The 13,804-nt window shown below is 42.9% G+C and carries 13 protein-coding genes; 5 read left to right on the top strand and 8 right to left on the bottom strand.

The features are described 5' to 3' along the window. Positions 1-21: 21 nt before the first annotated feature. Positions 22-1,215 (top strand): DegT/DnrJ/EryC1/StrS family aminotransferase, encoded by a 1,194-nt coding sequence (locus EW142_RS04070; protein ID WP_130610014.1) that lies wholly within the window; start codon positions 22-24, stop codon positions 1,213-1,215. Here EW142_RS04070 and ribB read toward each other — a convergent pair. The 8 genes from ribB to EW142_RS04030 all read right to left on the bottom strand — a co-directional run bounded on the left by ribB (position 1,212) and on the right by EW142_RS04030 (position 10,705). Next, positions 1,212-2,351 (bottom strand): 3,4-dihydroxy-2-butanone-4-phosphate synthase, encoded by a 1,140-nt coding sequence (gene ribB, locus EW142_RS04065; RefSeq protein ID WP_130610011.1) that lies wholly within the window; start codon positions 2,349-2,351, stop codon positions 1,212-1,214. The two genes, EW142_RS04070 and ribB, sit on opposite strands and share 4 nt — an antisense overlap. After that, the gene (locus EW142_RS04060; protein WP_240740153.1) at positions 2,351-3,799 is read right to left on the bottom strand and encodes an LptF/LptG family permease; all 1,449 of its coding nucleotides are present in this window, start codon (positions 3,797-3,799) and stop codon (positions 2,351-2,353) included. Before EW142_RS04060 ends, ribB begins: the two co-directional genes overlap by 1 nt. A gap of 72 nt (positions 3,800-3,871) precedes the next feature. After that, positions 3,872-4,519, bottom strand: coding sequence for an outer membrane lipoprotein periplasmic chaperone LolA1 (lolA1, locus tag EW142_RS04055; RefSeq protein ID WP_130610005.1), 648 nt, complete (start codon positions 4,517-4,519; stop codon positions 3,872-3,874). Between the two features lie 6 nt (positions 4,520-4,525). Further along, positions 4,526-6,898, bottom strand: coding sequence for a DNA translocase FtsK (locus EW142_RS04050; protein WP_130610002.1), 2,373 nt, complete (start codon positions 6,896-6,898; stop codon positions 4,526-4,528). A 66-nt stretch (positions 6,899-6,964) separates the two neighbouring features. Next, a complete protein-coding gene (locus EW142_RS04045) occupies positions 6,965-7,330 on the bottom strand; it encodes a diacylglycerol kinase family protein (protein WP_130609999.1) in 366 nt (121 codons plus the stop codon). Continuing rightward, positions 7,323-7,829, bottom strand: a complete 507-nt coding sequence (tpx, locus tag EW142_RS04040) for a thiol peroxidase (protein WP_130609996.1) — start codon at positions 7,827-7,829, stop codon at positions 7,323-7,325. The genes EW142_RS04045 and tpx overlap by 8 nt, the downstream gene beginning before the upstream one ends. A 91-nt stretch (positions 7,830-7,920) precedes the next feature. Next, a complete protein-coding gene (gene nhaC, locus EW142_RS04035) occupies positions 7,921-9,411 on the bottom strand; it encodes a Na+/H+ antiporter NhaC (RefSeq protein WP_130609993.1) in 1,491 nt (496 codons plus the stop codon). Between the two features lie 64 nt (positions 9,412-9,475). Beyond that, positions 9,476-10,705: an aminotransferase class I/II-fold pyridoxal phosphate-dependent enzyme gene (locus tag EW142_RS04030; protein WP_130609990.1), complete on the bottom strand. Its 1,230-nt coding sequence runs from the start codon at positions 10,703-10,705 to the stop codon at positions 9,476-9,478. Positions 10,706-10,854: 149 nt separating this feature from the next. On the opposite strand from EW142_RS04030, the gene EW142_RS04025 reads away from it, so the two are divergent. From EW142_RS04025 to lpdA, 4 genes are all read left to right on the top strand, one after another. Further along, a complete protein-coding gene (locus tag EW142_RS04025) occupies positions 10,855-11,313 on the top strand; it encodes an Lrp/AsnC family transcriptional regulator (protein ID WP_130609988.1) in 459 nt (152 codons plus the stop codon). A gap of 77 nt (positions 11,314-11,390) precedes the next feature. Further along, on the top strand, positions 11,391-11,891 hold the full coding sequence (locus EW142_RS04020; protein WP_205783219.1) for a hypothetical protein: 501 nt from the start codon (positions 11,391-11,393) through the stop codon (positions 11,889-11,891). 1 nt (position 11,892) lies between these two features. After that, positions 11,893-12,282, top strand: coding sequence for a hypothetical protein (locus EW142_RS04015; protein ID WP_130609985.1), 390 nt, complete (start codon positions 11,893-11,895; stop codon positions 12,280-12,282). Positions 12,283-12,362: 80 nt separating this feature from the next. Continuing rightward, a complete protein-coding gene (lpdA, locus tag EW142_RS04010) occupies positions 12,363-13,769 on the top strand; it encodes a dihydrolipoyl dehydrogenase (RefSeq protein ID WP_130609982.1) in 1,407 nt (468 codons plus the stop codon). Positions 13,770-13,804: the final 35 nt, after the last annotated feature.

Here is a 13,804-nt window from a genome sequence, read left to right as displayed (position 1 = left end):
TAGTAATACTTAAGATATAATATGCCAGGATTTGAACTTTTTGGAGATCAGGAAAGAAAGCAAGTACAAGATGTTTTGGACTCTGGAGTTCTGATGCGTTATGGGTTTGATGGTATGCGCAACGGACATTGGAAAGCTAAACAGTTGGAATCTACACTTGCCGAAAGAATGCAGGTAAACCATGTGCACTTAACCAGCAGCGGTACTTCGGCTCTGACGGTCGCATTGGCCAGTGCTGGAGTGGGGGCAGGGGATGAGGTCATTATGCCGACCTTCACCTTTGTGGCCAGTTTTGAATCTATTATAGCATTGGGGGCAGTGCCTGTTTTGGTTGATATTGATGACACTCTTACTCTGGACCCTGAAGCCGTCAAACGAGCAATATCCAAAAAGACCAAAGTAATCATGCCCGTACATATGTGCGGTTCCATGGCCGATTTGGATGCCCTTAAGGTCATCTGCGAAGAACATGGACTCTTGCTCTTGGAGGATGCCTGCCAGGCCATAGGAGGCAGTTACAAAGGAAAACCCTTGGGCAGTATTGGGGATTTGGGGTGTTTCTCTTTCGATTATGTAAAGACGATAACCTGTGGTGAAGGCGGTGCTGTAATTACAAACAATGCATCCTATTATGAAAATGCGCACAAATATTCCGACCATGGGCATAATCATATTGGGCATGATCGCGGGGCCGAAGAGCATCCTTTTTTGGGGTATAATTTTCGAATTTCCGAACTGAACGCGGCAGTTGGCTGTGCGCAGGTGGAAAGATTAGATGAGTTTATAGCCATTCAGAAACGAAATTATACCGTTCTGCGGGAGGCACTATCCCAAGTTCCTGGGATAACATTTAGAAGAGTGCCCGATGGGGGTGAAGAGAATTATTCATTTCTCAATTTTTTCCTTCCTTCAGAAGAAATAGCGAGAAAGGCCCATGCAAGTCTTAGTGAAAATGGAGTGGATGGATGTTTTTATTGGTACGACAATAATTGGCATTACTATCGAAAATGGGAACATTTGATTCAGAAGAAATCCTTGGGAAAACTTCCTCAGGAAGTACGGGACAGTTTACCGGATTATTCCCAAGCGGATTTTTCGGCTTCCGACCATTGGATGGGACGCACCATTTCCTGTTTGATGAAATTAGGATGGACGGAAAAGGAGGTAGGGCAACGGGGACAGCAAATGGTCAGCGTGCTCCGAGAAATAATTTAATAACCTACATACTCCACAATCTCCAAACCGTAGCCAACCATCCCCACACGCCGTGTTTGTTTCGAATTGGTCAGCAGTCGAATTTTCGAAATATTCAGGTCATGAAGAATTTGTGCCCCGATACCAAAGTCTTTGGCATCCATCTCAACTTTGGGAGCCTTGGTGACGCCATCGGCCTTCAACCTCCTAAACTCGCCCAAGCGGGCTAAGAGCTTCGTGGACTGGTTTCCTTGATTGATAAAGATCATGGCACTTTTTTCTTCCGTATTCAAAGCGTTGAACATGCGGTGCAAGGTCTCATCCGGATTGCTGGTCAAGGTGCCCAACATATCATTGTTGACCAAGGTGGAGTTAATACGGGTTAGCACTTTGTCCCCTTTTTTCCAAGTACCTCGGGTCAAGGCAACATGCACTTGATCATTGGTGGTCTGTACGTAGGCCCTCAAGCGGAAATCCCCGAAACGGGTGGTGATATCAAAATCTTCTTTCTTTTCAATCAGGCTGTCGTGCTCCATGCGATAAGCCACCAAATCTTCAATGGAGACGATTTTGAGGTCGAATTTTTTGGCCACTTCCGCCAATTGTGGAAGTCGAGCCATGGTACCGTCTTCATTCAATATTTCAACCAATAAACCTGCAGGTTGTAATCCCGCCAAACGGGCAAAATCTATGGCTGCTTCGGTATGTCCGGTTCTACGCAAAACGCCTCCTTCTTTGGCCTTTAATGGGAAAATATGCCCCGGACGCCCCAAATCGTGGGGTTTGGTATCACTGTTGGCCAAGGCTTGAACGGTTTTGGCCCGATCATGCGCAGATATTCCCGTGGTACATCCATGACCTAAAAGGTCTACCGACACGGTAAATTGCGTGTGATGCAATACTGTATTATTTTCGACCATCATGGTCAGGTCGAGTTCACTACAACGTTCCTCCGTCAAAGGAGCGCAAATGAGCCCGCGTCCATGGGTGGCCATAAAGTTGATCATATCGGGCGTTACTTTTTCAGCAGCAGCGATAAAATCTCCTTCATTTTCACGATTTTCATCATCCACGACAATGATGACCTTTCCTTGCTTGATGTCGGCAATGGCTTCTTCAATCGTATGCAATTCTATTTTCTTCTCTTTTGTAACCATTATGCTTTGACGGCCTTATTCTTTTTCTTGAACTTAAAAAACTCCGTAATCCGTTGTATAAAATTACCATCACCCATTAAACCACGGTCGGCAGTTGCTCTCTTCGTAAGCAATATGCTCAAGGGAAGCATGATGAATGTGGACATCCAAGCGCCGATAGCTGGGTGAATATTTCCTTCCTTGGCATAGTTACCTGCGAAAACCCCAATAAAATAATAAGTCAAAAATAAGACAATGGCGATGACCATAGGTAATCCGAGTCCTCCTTTGCGTATGATCGCTCCCAACGGCGCCCCCACAAAAAATAAAATGATACAAGAAAATGCCAAGGCATATTTCTGATGTAGGGATAGAATGTGACTGTTATAAAACTTGAACCGCTTTTGAAGTTCTTCCTTCTTGGCTTGCACTGTAGTAAGGATTCCTGCTACAGAAGTATTTGCATTGTTAAAGACCTGCTGCCTTTGCCACTCTTGCAGTTTATCCAACACATCACCCACGGAAGAAATACTATCTTTTTCATTTTCCTCAATCTCTTGTTCAGGTACTTTGGTCAAATTTTGTTTAATCCGAATACCGCGAATACTGTCCTTCTCTTTAGAAATGGGAAAGGCTCCCATACGACCGGTGATATTCTTGGAAAAGGCTTCTACTTTTTTCAGATTATCCTTCCCTAGGGAATCGATATCCTTGACCAAACGGGTAACATTCTTCATTTTATTGGTGGTGATGTTACCATCTTCTTCCAAATCTTGATTGTTCAATTCGGAGACATCGATATTTATGGTATAGGTCTCAAAATCTGATTTGGCAAAGGGATGTTTTCTTCTGGCTTTGGGCGCCTTGGGTTTAAGTTCTTCGTAATAGTTGCCATCCTTCAACACGAGTTGAATGATATCTGAATCTTCACTACTGATCAATTCCCCCGATTTGGCTTTGATCACGGTATTATTCACACCCTGTTGGGTTTTCTTATGGATGATGACGTTTTCAAGAAATCGATCTTGCTCCCCGAACTTTTTGTCCACTTTGATGTTCATGCCTTCCCCAGTACCTTCAAAATCACTAAAAATACCTTCTGTGATTGCCGCCGCAGGCTTCACCTTGGCAATATTACGTCTAAGATTAAAGGTTTTTTGCTCTGATTTGGGAATGACATTGTTGGCAAAGAAAAAGGTGACACCGCCCAGAAGAATGACAAAAACAATTAAACTTCGCATGGCTCTTTGCAGCGAGATGCCGGATGCCTTCATCGCGGCAAACTCATAATTCTCGGCAAACGTACCAAAGGTCAAGATGGAAGAGAGCAGTACGGTTAAGGGTAATACCTTATCCACCAAACTGGGCATATAGTAAAAAAGAAACTTTCCGATTATGACAAGACCTAGCCCTTTTCCTGCCAAGTCATCAATAAAAAGCCATATTCCCTGAAAAATGAATATGACCATTAAGATGAGGAAGGAGCTGAAAAAATTGTAAAGAAATCGCGATAAAATATATCGGTCTAAGATTTTCAACGTCTAGTTTCTTATGATGTAATACCCTTCGTCCTCGTATTTTTTCTCGTTAAAGGTAAACAAGGTATTGGACAGCGCCTGATTGGTTTTAAAAGAATTAACGGTTATCGTGGTTTTGGTGCCATTTTTTCCTGTTTCTATGACCTTGTAAATATGTTTGGTCTGAGCATCCACACCTAGAAGAATCGACTTAATTTCTGAATCCGTATCAATAGGAGTCAATTTTACATACTGAATTTTTCTTCCCTGTACATCTTGAAGCACATCCCATTTATAAGTATGACCTTCTTTATAAAAGGTCAACATTTTGGAAGGCGTCACGGTGTTTTCATCCTCCCAACGGTCCTCAATGGTCACCTCCTCATTGTCGGGAACGATGGTATATACCTTTTTTCCATCATACATTTGTTTGGATCCAAACAAATCCACCAAATACTTATCGCCTTGAAGCGTAGCGTTTCCCCGAGTTTCACTTTTGGTGTTTGCCTCGGTATTCTCTAAGCTGTATTTAAAATCAACATAGATGTTGCTGTAACCCTTCACTTTGTTGTATACTTCATTCAAGAGGGATTCTGCTTTGGGTGAGTTTTGGGCTGCACCAATAAATCCTAGTGAGAGTGAAATGGAGAGTATGAGTATTTTTTTGAACATGGTCTTTTATTGTTTTGTTTCGTTTTCCAGTAATTGATTTAAGGCAAGGATATCAGGAACCAAAACCTGTCGGGCCTTACTTCCTTCAAATGGCCCCACGATTCCTGCAGCTTCGAGCTGATCTATGATTCTACCGGCCCTGTTATATCCCAATTTTAGTTTTCGTTGTATCAAGGAAGCCGAACCTTGTTGCGCTGTCACGATGACTTCGGCAGCGTCCCGGAACATGGAATCCCTGTCAGCAATATCATAATCAATACCCGTGCCAGAATCTTCCCCAACATACTCAGGCAGTAGATGGGCATCAGGGTACGCGCGTTGTGAACCAATGTACTCTGTGATTTTGGCAACCTCAGGAGTGTCAACAAAGGCGCACTGCAAACGGGTAACGTCGTTGCCTTGGGTGAAAAGCATGTCCCCGCGACCAATCAATTGATCGGCTCCTTGAGCATCCAAAATGGTCCTAGAATCGATTTTCGAAGTAACCCGAAAAGCGATACGTGCCGGGAAGTTGGCTTTAATAATTCCTGTAATGACGTTCACTGAGGGTCGTTGTGTGGCAATAATTAAATGTATTCCTATGGCCCTAGCCAATTGGGCAAGACGCGCAATGGGCGTTTCCACTTCCTTGCCTGCGGTCATGATCAAATCGGCAAACTCATCAATCACCAAAACAATGTAGGGCAAAAACTTATGACCGTCGTTTGGATTTAGTTTTCGGGCCTTAAACTTGGTATTGTATTCTTTAATATTCCGAACCATCGCCAATTTTAGAAGCTCGTACCGATTGTCCATCTCAATACAGAGAGAATTCAAGGTATTAATGACCTTAGTGTTGTCCGTAATAATAGCCTCATCAGAATCGGGCAACTTGGCCAGAAAGTGACGCTCTATTTTATTGTATAAGGTAAGTTCAACCTTCTTTGGGTCAACCAAAATAAATTTAACTTCTGCGGGATGTCGTTTGTACAACAGGGAGGTAATAACTGCATTAAGACCTACCGATTTTCCTTGTCCTGTGGCACCCGCCATAAGCAAGTGGGGCATTTTGGCCAAATCAACCACAAAGGTTTCATTGCTGATGGTTTTACCAAATGCAATGGGCAATTCCATCTCTGCTTTTTGAAATTTGCTGGAAGCAATTACTGAACGCATGGAAACGATAGTGGCATTCTTGTTTGGTACTTCAATCCCTATAGTCCCTTTTCCAGGAATAGGCGCAATGATTCTAATACCCAAGGCAGCCAATGAAAGGGCAATGTCATCCTCAAGGTTCTTGATTTTGGAAATACGTATCCCTGCTTCGGGAACAATTTCATATAAGGTGACCGTCGGCCCTATGGTTGCTTTAATTTGGGCAATGCCAATCTTATAATTTTTAAGGGTACTTACAATCTTATTCTTATTTTCTTCGAGCTCTTCTTGATTGATGGTAATTCCGCCACTTGCACCGTGGGCATCCAATAATTCGAGAGGTGGGAATTTATAGTTGCCGAGTTCCAGCTTAGGGTCAAATTCTCCAAAATCCTTCACCAACTTTTCAGCCTTGATGTCTTTTTCCTCCTTTTCTTGTTTTACGGTCTCGACTTTTAAATCAATATCGGGAGTTTCTTCTTCCGCAGGGATATTAACATCGAGTCCAGCTTCTGGATTTAACTGAGGGATATCCTTCTTATGGGTATACGTGTCTACGACCACAGGGGTGTCGTCTTCCATGCTGAGTTCGATACTGCCGTCATCGGTCACGGAGGCCAGTTTGGGTTCTTTTTTACCAAGCGAAGATTGTAGGCCTTCTTTTTGGGATTTGAAAAAATTGGCAAAGCCTTCAGGCGTAAAGTTGAACAGCCGTACCAAAATGACCATCAGAACAAAAATGAGAATGAGAAAGATTCCAATCTTCCCAACGTAGTCTTGAAGGAAATCGTTCATTTCGAAGCCTATGGAACCTCCTAACAAAGGTTGCTCCATAGCAAAAAAACCGAAGGCAATGGATGTCCAAATAACCCCGATAAGACCCCAAATCCATTTCCCGACCAATCCTTTGGTATTCAATCCTAAAAAAAGATAGAGTCCGGTGATGGCAAAGAGTAGGGGAAAGACAAAAGAAGCAAGGCCAAATCCTTTATACATAAAAAAATGACTCACCGCCGCCCCAAATTTGTTCAATAAGTTGCTGGCCTGAGCATTTCTGTCCTTAAACTCGGTAAGTAGACTTTGATCTTCTTGCCAAGTGAAATAATAGGACATAAAAGAAAAGAACAAAGCGATGCTAAGGACAATCAACAAACTTCCAAAAATAATTTTGTTCTGTTTGGAGAGCTTAGGCGATTTCTTCCTCTTCTGCGTGCTAGATTTTGATTTGGTTCTCTTTTTTGCCATCAAATAACCTCTAATAAGCGGGCTAATTTACAAATTTACGATACCATCGTCGTCCTTGGACTTGCCTCAAATCAATTTAGGGACATAAATGATCAAGCCGACTATAGTGGCCAGTATCGATACTATCATAACGGCCCCTGCCGAAATATCTTTTATGAACCCAATTTTTTTATCATGTTCGGGCTGAATGTAATCGGCCAATTTTTCAATGGCGGTATTTAAGCCTTCAATTCCCATTACCAACCCAATGGCAAGCAGCTGAATGGCCCACTCCGTCGCTGATATGTCAAAATAAAAACCTGCACCGGTGACGAACAGGGCTATAAAAAACTGGATTTTAATACTGGCTTCCGTCCAAAGTAAAAGAAACAGCCCTTTGAAGGCATAGCCGACACTTTTAATACGATTAAGAAAAAAGGGTTCCTTAGGCATCCATAAGAGCTTCTAGAGCTGCTTTGTAATTTGGTTCATCGGCGGTTTCCGAAACCTGTTCCGTATAGCGCACCGTGCCATTGGCATCCAACACCAAAACACATCTGGAAAGAAGGGACTCAAAAGCACTATCTGCGAATTCCAACCCGTAGTCCTTGCCAAACGTACCAGTTTTATAATCTGATAGCATCTCGACATTTTCAATACCTTCAGCTCCACAAAAACGAGCTTGCGCGAAAGGTAGATCTTTTGAAATACACAAAACTTTTGTGTTTTCGAGTTCTGCCGCCTCTTCGTTGAACTGCCTTACCGACTTGGCACAAGTGCCGGTGTCAACACTGGGGAAAACATTCAAAACCAACTTGGAGCCCTTATAGTCAGAAAGAGACACTTGGGAAAGGTCTGATTTTGTCAATGTGAAATCAGGTGCGCTTGTATGTGCAGCAGGCAATTCACCAACCGTGGTTGCTGGATTTCCGCCTAAAGTAATTGATGCCATAGTCTTTAATTTTAATTTGGGATGAAGTTAAAAATATTCACCTAAGCAAGCCTTATCCCTTTTGATATTTTTATCACAAAATTGGAAAAAATTAGGTGGCCGTTGAAGTGGTCAATTGCTTGATTTTGATATTGAGTGCGGCAAAGAACAGCGTCATAAATGGACTGAGCCAATTGAAAATGGCATAAACAAAGTACTCGCCAACAGCAACTCCCAAAACGCCGCTATGGTACGCTCCGCAGGTATTCCACGGAACCAACACTGATGTCACCGTTCCTGAATCCTCCAGGGTTCGACTTAAATTTTCGGGAGCCAATCCTCTTTCTTCATAAGCTTTTGAGAACATCTTCCCGGGAACAACCAAAGCCAAATACTGATCGGAAGCGGTAACGTTCAAGGCCAAACAACTTCCCACCGTACTGGCAAAAAGTCCAAAGGTTGTTTTAGCCATACCCAACAGAGATTTGGTTATCCTTTGAAGTGCACCGATGCCATCCATAATACCACCAAACACCATGGCGCAAACAATAAGCCAAATGGTTCCTAGCATTCCTGCCATTCCCCCTGAAGTAAACAGGTCATTAAGCGCAGGGTCACTGGTTTCGATTGCTGTATCGACTGTAATGGAATTCAGTATGCCCTTATACCCCGATTCAAAATTCAAACTGGTTCCACCCCCAATTGTGGTTACGATATCTGGTTGAAAAAGAAGTGCAAACACACCACCTAAAAGGGTTCCAATAAGAAGCGCCAACAAGGGTGGTGCTTTTTTGACTATGAGAAAGATGACCACAATCGGCACTATAAATAGCCAACCGTTTATGTTGAATGCTGCGTCTATATTTTTCAAAATAGAAGCGGTATCTGCTACCCCGGAAGTATCTATGGTAAAACCAAGAATAATAAATACTATTAGCGTTATACTTACCGTTGGAATAGTGGTCCAACCCATATAACGAATATGGGAAAACAAATCCCCTCCCGCCATGGCAGGCGCCAGATTGGTGGTATCACTCAGGGGAGACATTTTGTCCCCAAAGTAAGCTCCCGAAAGTACCGCTCCCGCAGTCATGCCAAGGGAAATGCCCAAGGCATCACCAATTCCTATCAAGGCAATACCTACTGTAGCAGCTGTGGTCCAACTACTTCCCGTGGCAATGGAGATGATTGCACAAATAATGACACATGCAGCCAAAAATATGGTAGGATTTAATATTTGAAGGCCATAATAAATCATGGCAGGGATAATCCCACTGACCAGCCAGGTGCCAGAAAGTGCACCGACCATCAACAAAATCAGCAAAGCTCCCGTAGTGGATTTCACATTGTCCGCTACTTCTGCCAACATTTGTTTGTAGGAGACTTTGTTGAAGAATCCGACAATGGCTGCAACCGCACCACCAAGGAGAAGTATAAATTGATTGGAGCCACTTAACGCGTCATCACCAAATACATATACATTATAGGCAAGCATGCCCACTAAGGCAAACACGGGGATTAAGGCTTCCCAAATGTTCAGTTCCCTATTTTCAATGATGACTTCGTTTTTGCGGTATTTGGCTTTTTCTTTTTTTTCGGACATGGGTTGAAGTTTGGTGGAAGGTAATATTACGACTTTGCACCTTGTTCTCCAAACCCAAACCCAATTAGGCCTTTTGGGTCAAAATCGACTTTCCATTAATGATACCGAGACTTTCCATGCACTGGCGCATGACCAAATAGGTTCTGTGGATGTCATTGTCCAAGCCAATTGAAAAACGGATTAGTCCTTGCGACAACCCCAATTCTTCCTGTTCTTCCAAAGGAATTTCCGAGGATGTGGAAGTGCCAGGAGCACTAAATAAGGTTTTATAGAAGCCAAGGCTTACCGCTAAGTATCCCAATTTCTCTTTTTGCATCAGTTCCATCAGGGCATTGGCTTTGTCAAGGGAGCCTACATCCAAAGTTAGCAGTCCTCCAAATCCATATTCCAGATTCATTTGTTTTTTCATGGTAGAGTGTCCCGTGTGGCTTTTTAATCCTGGGTAGACCACGCGAAGACCATCTTCTTCAAACCGTTGCGCCAAAAAATGCGAATTTTCGCTATGTTTTTTGATTCGAACATGCAGCGTCCGCATGTTTTTCAGAATAGATGCCGCCCGTAGGCTATCCAAAGTACTTCCAAGCAACATGCCCGCTCCATCGTTCACATCCTTTAAACGCAAACAAAATTCTTTGGAGGCGCATACAGCTCCCGCTACACAATCGCTACTGCCATTGATGAATTTGGTGAGACTGTGCACAACGATGTCTGCCCCTAGTTTTGCCGCATTTATGCTAAGCGGGGAAAATGTGTTATCGACCACTAGAGGAATCCTATTTTTTTTGCATAGCTCGGACAGGGTGGGAATATCAGCTATTTCCAACAACGGATTACTCACCGCTTCACAGTACACCATTTTCGTTTTGGATGTTATGGCAGCTTCCACAGCCTTAAGGTCTGTGATATCCACAAATGAGGTGTGGATATTGAACTTCTTCAAAAAATTTTTCAAAAGGGCATAGGTGCCCCCGTAGATGGTTCTGCTGCAAACAATATGGTCACCAGAATCGCACAATTGAAGAATTACAGCACTGATAGCACCCATGCCACTAGCGTATACGTTGGCCGATTCCGTCCCCTCCAATTGGGCCATGGCTTCACCCAGATAGAGGTTGGAAGGGGAGGAGTGACGACTGTACAGGTAACATCCTTCGGTATTCCCCTCGAAGGTATCGAACATGGTCTTTGCAGAAAGAAAGGTGTAGGTCGATGAATCGGAAATGGAAGGGTTGACCCCGCCAAATTCACCAAAATATTGTAGGTCTTGAATGTTTTCTGAAGCTTTATAGTCCATATCTTTTTTTTTCTATAAAGTTAATACTTAAAGGAATTAAGGTCAATTAATATTACATAATTTAGAATAAAATTCTTAAATTGGTACAAATACAGATTTTTGTTCTTTCTAATTTAGAATTACTGTTTAAAAACCGAATATTATTCACTATGGAATTGGATACAACCGACAAAAAATTGATTCAGCTTTTACAAGAAGATTGTAAAAAAACCACAAAGCATTATGCCGATCAGCTGAATCTTTCCAAAACAGCAGTTTACGAACGCATCAGGAGGCTGGAAAGACAGGGAATAATTACCAAATATGTGGCTCTAGTTAATAAGGAGAAGGTACAGCGGGACTTTACCGTTCTTTGTCATGTTAGACTCGTACAGCATACCAAGGAGAATGTTAAACAATTTGAACGCGAAATACTGAAGTTGGAAGAAGTTTCCGAATGCTTTCATGTAAGCGGTGACTACGACTATATTTTGAAGGTAAACGTGGAAAACATGAAGCGTTACAGGGATTTCATGGTCACAAAACTTACCGTTATTCCCAATATTGGGAACACTCAAAGTTCGTTTGTAATTCAGGAAGTTAAGAGCAGCACGGCTGTTTTTGTTTAAGAAAGTTTAACCTAACAGGGTGTTAAAATCCATAGGTTGAGACACGCGCCTTGTTAACTTGAAGGCAAAACCAAAAAATGAACAGACATCAATTTTTGAAATCCTCTGCGATTTCGGGGCTTGCTGCGGCCTCCTTCCCCTTACTTTCATTTAAGCCACAAGAAGATCCACAACTGGATAAAAAGATTGTACAAGAATTTGTTGGGAAATCACATAGTGATATCAACAAAGTTAAAGAGTTACTAGAGGAATATCCCACACTACTAAATGCTGCCCATGATTGGAAGTATGGAGACTTTGAGACAGGTCTGGGTGCTGCTAGCCATGTAGGTTACAAGGAAACGGTTCATTTTTTTCTGGAAAATGGGGCTCAGGCCAACATTTTTACCGCTTGCGTTCTAGGTGAGATTGATGTGGTTAAAGCTATGCTCACAGCATTTCCGAAAACCATACATGCCAAAGGCCCACATGGTTTTACGCTCTTACATCATGCGCAAAAAGGTGGCGATGAGGCATTGGAAGTCAAGGAATATTTGATGAGTCTTGGGGCAAAAAAGACAATGGTAAAACTATATTGACATGAAGTCCCGTATGCGCCTATTTTTAATTATACTGGCCACCGTCTTGGGTGGATTTTCCCTTGTTCTGTACACCACCCTTTCCGAAGAAATTATTTTAAAAGGCATTACTTACTGCACATCATCTTTGTCAAAACTGGCCTATGGAAGTTTTACCTTCTTCATATCCGCTTTCCTTGCCGGCTTTTTAGCTTCCTTGGTTGTTGTACGTGACAATAGTTGGCCCCATTTTTTAATTTCTGCGGCAATTGTCGGGAAGATGTTGTTCCTTTTATTTTTTGGGTATTGGGCCATCTCATTTTGGTCTGTGACCGGTTTGCACATTTCTTTGATTGCAGGTCTTTGGGCCGGTTTCTTCGGAGCTGCAAAATTTCCTTTGGCCCCAATGTGAAGCGGCTCGGTTTAACGGAAAAACATTCGTATTTTTACGGCCGTTTTACAACTTGTTTTAACTGTTCTTAGCTAAGATTTATGAATCAATATGATGTGGCCATAATTGGCTCTGGTCCCGGAGGGTATGTAGCAGCGATACGCTGTGCACAATTAGGAATGAAAACCGCAATAATTGAAAAGTACCCAACTCTGGGCGGCACTTGCCTCAATGTGGGGTGTATTCCTTCAAAGGCACTGTTGGATTCGTCACACCATTATGAGGATGCCGTTAAGCATTTTCAAGAACATGGCATTGATATTCCCGGGGATGTCAAGGTGAACCTAAAACAAATGATTGCTCGCAAGCAAGCTGTAGTGGACCAAACCACTAAGGGAATCCAATTCTTAATGGACAAAAACAAGATAAACGTCTACGAGGGTCTGGGCAGTTTTAAGGACGCTACGCATATCAATATCGCGAAATCAGATGGAAAAACTGAAACCATTGAAGCAAAAAATACCATCATAGCAACAGGTTCCAAACCTTCTACCTTGCCTTTTATTGAAATTGACAAGGAAAGAATCATAACCTCTACCGAAGCATTAAAACTAAAAGAGATTCCAAAGCATTTGGTTGTTATTGGCGGGGGAGTAATTGGTTTGGAGTTGGGCCAAGTGTATAAACGACTTGGTTCTGATGTCACGGTTGTTGAGTTTATGGACCGGATTATTCCAGGAATGGACGGAGCTCTTTCCAAAGAATTGATGAAGGTGATGAAAAAGCAAAAAGTGAAGTTTCACCTCTCCACAAAAGTGAAATCCGTTGAACGAAAAGGAGATGAGATAATCATAAAAGCCGATGATAAAAAAGGTGAGGAAGTCTCCTTTACGGCAGACTACTGTCTGGTTTCCGTTGGACGTCGCCCATACACGGAAGGATTAAATGCTGAGGCTGCAGGAGTGAAACTTGATGATAGAGGCAGAGTAGAGGTCAATGGGCACTTACAGACCAATGTAGCGAATATTTACGCCATTGGCGACGTGGTTCGAGGCGCCATGTTGGCCCATAAAGCTGAAGAGGAAGGCACCATGGTTGCTGAGATTCTCGCAGGACAAAAACCACATATCGATTATAATTTGATTCCCGGAGTGGTGTACACGTGGCCTGAGGTGGCCGCTGTGGGCAAAACTGAGGAAGAATTGAAAGAAGCTGGAGTAGCATACAAGACAGGGCAGTTTCCTATGCGTGCGTTGGGGCGTGCACGTGCCAGCATGGATATCGATGGCTTTGTGAAAATCTTGGCCGACAAAAACACCGATGAGGTTTTAGGCGTCCATATGATTGGGGCCCGTTGCGCTGACTTGATTACCGAAGGTGTAACTGCTATGGAGTTTAGGGCTTCTGCAGAGGATATGGCACGAATGAGCCATGCTCACCCGACCTATGCCGAAGCGGTAAAAGAAGCTGCATTGGCCGCAACTGAGGATAGGGCCATACACATATAGCACTTATTTTGTCTAGCTATTTTTCAAAGCTAAAA

Origin of the sequence: Flagellimonas allohymeniacidonis (genome assembly GCF_004296335.1) — a bacterium.
In the GTDB taxonomy this organism is placed as follows: Bacteria; Bacteroidota; Bacteroidia; order Flavobacteriales; family Flavobacteriaceae; genus Flagellimonas; species Flagellimonas allohymeniacidonis.
Note: the sequence above shows the minus strand (reverse complement) of the source record. Positions and strands in the feature narration are given on the sequence as shown.

Coding starts and splice junctions, on each gene's coding strand:
- EW142_RS04060 (WP_240740153.1), bottom strand. CDS start 3,799: ATGGTCATATTCATTTTTCAGGGAATATGGCTTTTTATTGATGACTTG.
- tpx (WP_130609996.1), bottom strand. CDS start 7,829: ATGGCATCAATTACTTTAGGCGGAAATCCAGCAACCACGGTTGGTGAA.
- ribB (WP_130610011.1), bottom strand. CDS start 2,351: ATGGTTACAAAAGAGAAGAAAATAGAATTGCATACGATTGAAGAAGCC.
- EW142_RS04045 (WP_130609999.1), bottom strand. CDS start 7,330: ATGCCTAAGGAACCCTTTTTTCTTAATCGTATTAAAAGTGTCGGCTAT.
- lpdA (WP_130609982.1), top strand. CDS start 12,363: ATGAATCAATATGATGTGGCCATAATTGGCTCTGGTCCCGGAGGGTAT.
- EW142_RS04070 (WP_130610014.1), top strand. CDS start 22: ATGCCAGGATTTGAACTTTTTGGAGATCAGGAAAGAAAGCAAGTACAA.
- EW142_RS04020 (WP_205783219.1), top strand. CDS start 11,391: ATGAACAGACATCAATTTTTGAAATCCTCTGCGATTTCGGGGCTTGCT.
- EW142_RS04025 (WP_130609988.1), top strand. CDS start 10,855: ATGGAATTGGATACAACCGACAAAAAATTGATTCAGCTTTTACAAGAA.
- EW142_RS04050 (WP_130610002.1), bottom strand. CDS start 6,898: ATGGCAAAAAAGAGAACCAAATCAAAATCTAGCACGCAGAAGAGGAAG.
- EW142_RS04030 (WP_130609990.1), bottom strand. CDS start 10,705: ATGGACTATAAAGCTTCAGAAAACATTCAAGACCTACAATATTTTGGT.
- nhaC (WP_130609993.1), bottom strand. CDS start 9,411: ATGTCCGAAAAAAAAGAAAAAGCCAAATACCGCAAAAACGAAGTCATC.
- lolA1 (WP_130610005.1), bottom strand. CDS start 4,519: ATGTTCAAAAAAATACTCATACTCTCCATTTCACTCTCACTAGGATTT.
- EW142_RS04015 (WP_130609985.1), top strand. CDS start 11,893: ATGAAGTCCCGTATGCGCCTATTTTTAATTATACTGGCCACCGTCTTG.